This window comes from Clostridium sp., assembly GCF_040797585.1.
Classification (GTDB): Bacteria; Bacillota; Clostridia; order Clostridiales; family Clostridiaceae; genus Clostridium_Z.
In genome coordinates this window covers 1-4,864 of record NZ_JBFNEO010000210.1, presented here as the reverse complement: position 1 = coordinate 4,864, position 4,864 = coordinate 1, and the positions used below count along the sequence as shown (strand labels likewise).

The window sequence follows — 4,864 nt, the reverse complement described above, 5'->3', positions numbered from 1 at the left end:
GAAGCAGGTGTTCATTTCGGACATCAAACAAGAAGATGGAACCCTAAGATGGCTCCATACATATTCACAGAGAGAAATGGAATATATATAATCGATCTTCAAAAGACTGTTAAGAAGGTAGAAGAAGCATATGACTTCATAAAAGAAGTTGCAACTGAAGGTAAAGATGTATTATTCGTTGGTACAAAGAAGCAAGCTCAAGAAGCTATATCTGAAGAAGCAGTAAGATCAGGAATGCACTTTGTAAATAATAGATGGTTAGGTGGAATGTTAACTAACTTCACTACTATAAAGAAGAGAATAAAGAGATTAGAAGATCTTGAAAAGATGCAAGAAGATGGAACATTCGAAGTTCTTCCAAAGAAAGAAGTAATAAAGCTAAAGCTTGAAATGGAAAAGCTTGAAAAGAACCTAGGTGGAATAAAGAACTTAGATTCAGAGAACATAGGTGCTTTATTTGTAGTAGACCCAAGAAAAGAAAAGAATGCTATATCTGAAGCTAAGATATTAGGAATACCAGTTGTAGCTATAGTTGATACTAACTGTGATCCAGATGAAGTTGACTATGTTATACCAGGAAATGACGATGCTATAAGAGCGGTTAAATTAATAACTGCTAAGATGAGTGATGCTATCATGGAAGGTAGACAAGGCGAAGACGCAACTGAATAATCAAAACTTTAGAGGTAGGTGGAGGAAATCCAGTTACCTCTTCCATTAATTTTACTTTTTAAGGAGGATAAGATTATGATATCTGCAAAGGCTGTTAAAGAATTAAGAGAAAGAACTGGCGCTGGAATGATGGACTGTAAGAAGGTTCTTACAGAAACAAACGGTGACATGGATAAGGCTGTTGAATTATTAAGAGAAAAGGGATTAGCTGCTGCTGCTAAAAAGGCAGGAAGAATCGCTGCTGAAGGAGTAATAGCTACTTACGTTTCAGAAGATAAGAAAACTGCTGGTATAGTTGAAGTTAACTGTGAAACTGACTTCGTTGCTATAAATGAAGATTTTATAAACTTTGCTAATAATTTAGCTAAGATGGCTTCATTAACATCAAACACTGAGGTTGAAGCTTTAGTTGAAGAGAAGTATATAGCTGATGAAACTAAGACTGTTAAGGAATTCTTAACTGAGTTAATAGCTAAAATAGGAGAAAACATGAACGTAAGAAGATTTGTTAAGTTCAACGTTGAAAACGGAACTATAGCAAGCTACATCCACGGTGGTGGAAGAATTGGTGTTCTTACAAAAGTTGAGTGTGAAAAAGAATCTCCAATAACTGAAGGGGTTGCTAAGGATTTAGCAATGCAAGTTGCAGCTGCTAACCCATTATACTTAGATGAGACTTCTGTTGATCAAGAAGCTATAGAAAAAGAAAAAGAAATCTTCAGAGTTCAAGCTTTAAATGAAGGAAAGCCAGAGAATATAGTAGATAAGATGGTAGTGGGAAGAGTTAAGAAGTACTTAAAGGAAATTTGTTTAGTAGATCAAGTTTGGGTTAAGAACGGTGATTACACAATAACTAAATTACTTCAAGAAAAATCTAAGGAAGTTGGAGCTGAAATGAAGGTTACTAGCTTTGTAAGATTTGAAAGAGGCGAAGGAATCGAAAAGAAAGAAGAGAACTTTGCTGAAGAAGTTGCAAAGCAAATGCAACAAGGAAAGTAAAACAAAAGAGAGCACTGTGTGTTCTCTTTTTTTAAAATATAGTTCATTGCAAAAATTGGAGGTTTTAATATATGGATTGTTGCAAATACAAAAAGGTAATGCTTAAGCTTTCAGGGGAGGCATTATCAGGTGAAAATGGTTTTGGGATAGATTTTAATGTGGCACAAAGAATAGCTACAGAAATTAAAGAACTTGTAGATATGGGAATAGAAGTAGGAGCAGTTGTAGGTGGTGGAAACATCTGGAGAGGAAGAGATGGAGAAGCTATGGATAGAACTACAGCAGATTATATGGGAATGCTTGCTACTTGTATAAACGCTTTAGCTCTTCAAGATTCTTTAGAGGGTATAGGAGTTAAAACAAGAGTTCAAACTGCAATAGAGATGAAGGAAATAGCAGAACCATTTATAAGAAGAAGGGCAATGAGACATTTAGAAAAGGGAAGAGTTGTAATTTTTGCAGCTGGAACAGGTAATCCTTATTTTTCAACTGATACTACGGCAGCTTTAAGAGCAGCTGAAATAGAAGCAGAAGTTATACTGCTTGCTAAGAAAGTTGATGGAGTATATGATAAGGATCCAAAGAAATATGATGATGCAGTAAAATATAAGCAGTTAAATTATATACAAGTCCTTGAGAAAGGATTACAAGTAATGGATTCTACTGCAACTTCCTTATGCATGGATAACAATATTCCGATTCTGGTTTTTGCATTAGATGAACCAGGCAATATAAAGAGAGTTATAATGGGTGAAAATATTGGAACCTTAGTAAGTAAATAAAGGTGGAGGTAAAATTATGGTTAAAGAAATAATATCTAAAGCAGAAGAGAAGATGAAGAAAAGCATTAGTGTATTAAAATCAGATTTATCTACAATGAAAGCTGGAAGAGCCAATCCAACAATGTTAGATAGAATAGAAATTGAGTACTATGGTAGCATGTGTCCTTTAAGTCAAGTTGCTAATATTTCAGCTCCTGAACCAAGAATACTATTAATACAACCATGGGAGAAAAGTACAATAAAGGATATAGAAAAAGCTATATTAAAGTCTGATTTAGGATTAACTCCATCTAGTGATGGGGTAGTTATAAGGCTTGTAATTCCAGAGCTTACTGAGGAAACTAGAAAAGTTCTTGTTAAGAATGTTAAAAAAGCTGGAGAAGAAACTAAGGTAGCGGTAAGATCTATAAGAAGAGAGGCTAATGATAAGGTTAAAGCCTTAAAGAAGGATGGAGACTTATCAGAAGATGAAATAAAGAAATCGGAAGAAAATATTCAAAAGAAAACAGATGCCTTTATAAAAGAGGTTGACAATATAATTTCTACAAAAGAAAAAGAGATAATGTCCGTATAAATAATAAAACCTGCTTATGGCAGGTTTTATTATTAGAAGTATGGGTTTTAGGAGGATAATAAAGTGTTCTTTTTTAAAAAAACTAAGAAGAATCACCAGGAAGAGCTTTCTATAGATTTAAATAGTATTCCAAAGCACATAGCCATTATTATGGATGGAAATGGTAGATGGGCAAAGGCAAAAGGATTACCTAGGACCATGGGACATAAGGCTGGAGTTGAAACCATAAGAAATATTGTAAAAGAGTGCAGTGCCATAGGAGTGAAATATTTAACTTTATATGCTTTTTCAACAGAAAATTGGAAAAGACCTAAGGATGAAGTTAATGCATTAATGGAGCTTTTAGTAACCTATCTTAGACAAGAATTTGAAGAATTGAATAGTAATAATGTAATAATTAATAATATAGGTGATGTATCTATGCTACCTAAAAGATGTAGAGAAGAGTTAGAGTCTGCTTATGAAAAAACTAAAAATAATACAGGATTAACACTAAATCTTGCTCTAAATTATGGTGGAAGAAAAGAGATATTAGATGCTATAAATGGCATTGTTAAGGATATAAATGAAGGAAGGCTTCAGTGTACTAATGTAACAGAATCCATTTTAGAAAGATATTTATATACAAAAGAGATGCCTGATCCTGATATAATAATAAGACCGAGTGGGGAACAAAGGTTAAGTAATTTTCTTCTCTGGCAGTGTGCATATTCTGAATTTTGGTATTCAAATATAAATTGGCCAGACTTTACTAAAGAAGACTTACATAAAGCTATATGGGACTATCAACATAGAGAGAGACGATTTGGGGGAATAAAAGAAAGTAGGTGATTATGTGAGCTTTAATAAAAGATATTTGGGAGCCTTAATTATGGCACCTTTTATAATATTTTTATTCTTAGGAGGAATTTATCTAAAGGTTTTAACCTTAGTTCTCTCTTTAATAGGGATTTATGAACTTTATAATGTAGTTTCTAAAAAGAATATAAAGCCCTTTTCTATTCTTGGATTTATAGCTACTATAGGTTTATTTTTATTAGACTATGATATAACAAAGATAATATATATCTTGATACCTATAACTTTTATATCGTTAATAATACCAGTTATAAATATAAAGTATAATTTTATAGATGGAGCCATAACAATTCTTGGATTTTCCTATGTGGCACTATTTTTTAGTTTCATACCATTGGTGAACTCTATGGAAAATGGTAAATACCTACTTTGGCTTATATTCATATCATCTTGGTTTTGTGATACCACGGCCTATTATGTAGGAAAGGCTTTTGGAAGAAGAAAACTGTGTCCAAAGGTAAGCCCTAAAAAAACCATAGAAGGGTCTATAGGAGGACTTTTAGGGGGATCCATAGGATGTTTATTATATGGATTTATAATATCAAAATATGGAGTGAATATACCTTTATATCATTACTTTATTATTGGAGCATTGTGTGGAGTATTTAGCCAATTTGGAGATCTTGTTGCATCCTCTATAAAGAGATATGTGGGGGTTAAAGATTATAGCAACTTAATTCCAGGTCATGGAGGAATACTAGATAGATTTGATAGTATTTTATTTTCATCAGTCACAGTATTTTTCTATTTGTCTTTAGTACTTAATTTATAGAAATAAAAAAATAATATAAGAAAGTTCTGCTTTGAAATTTATTTAAAAAAGACTTTACCACTAAATTTTGGTGGTAAAGTCTTTTTGGTTTTATAATGAAAAAATATATAGGGTTCCAATATTAAAGGCTAATTTATACATACCTTCAAGTTCTAAGTCAGTCTATAAAAAATCATAGGTATAAATTAAGAACTCATATAGAAACCC

6 protein-coding genes are annotated in these 4,864 nt (G+C 32.4%); all 6 read left to right on the top strand.

The window, feature by feature from the left end; all coding sequences use genetic code 11:
- Positions 1-672, top strand: a 672-nt coding sequence (gene rpsB / locus AB2369_RS11425) for a 30S ribosomal protein S2 (RefSeq protein ID WP_367666606.1), incomplete at its 5' end; no start/stop codon positions are given.
- A gap of 75 nt (positions 673-747) precedes the next feature.
- Positions 748-1,671: a translation elongation factor Ts gene (gene tsf / locus AB2369_RS11420; protein ID WP_367666605.1), complete on the top strand. Its 924-nt coding sequence runs from the start codon at positions 748-750 to the stop codon at positions 1,669-1,671.
- A gap of 71 nt (positions 1,672-1,742) precedes the next feature.
- Positions 1,743-2,453: a UMP kinase gene (gene pyrH / locus AB2369_RS11415; RefSeq protein WP_367666604.1), complete on the top strand. Its 711-nt coding sequence runs from the start codon at positions 1,743-1,745 to the stop codon at positions 2,451-2,453.
- A gap of 16 nt (positions 2,454-2,469) precedes the next feature.
- Entirely contained in the window at positions 2,470-3,027 is a 558-nt protein-coding gene (gene frr / locus AB2369_RS11410) for a ribosome recycling factor (protein ID WP_367666603.1), read from the top strand.
- A gap of 63 nt (positions 3,028-3,090) precedes the next feature.
- Complete coding sequence (locus tag AB2369_RS11405; protein ID WP_367666602.1) at positions 3,091-3,858, top strand: isoprenyl transferase; 768 nt, start codon at positions 3,091-3,093, stop codon at positions 3,856-3,858.
- 4 nt (positions 3,859-3,862) lie between these two features.
- Entirely contained in the window at positions 3,863-4,657 is a 795-nt protein-coding gene (locus AB2369_RS11400) for a phosphatidate cytidylyltransferase (protein ID WP_367666601.1), read from the top strand.
- The last annotated feature ends 207 nt before the right edge of the window (positions 4,658-4,864 follow it).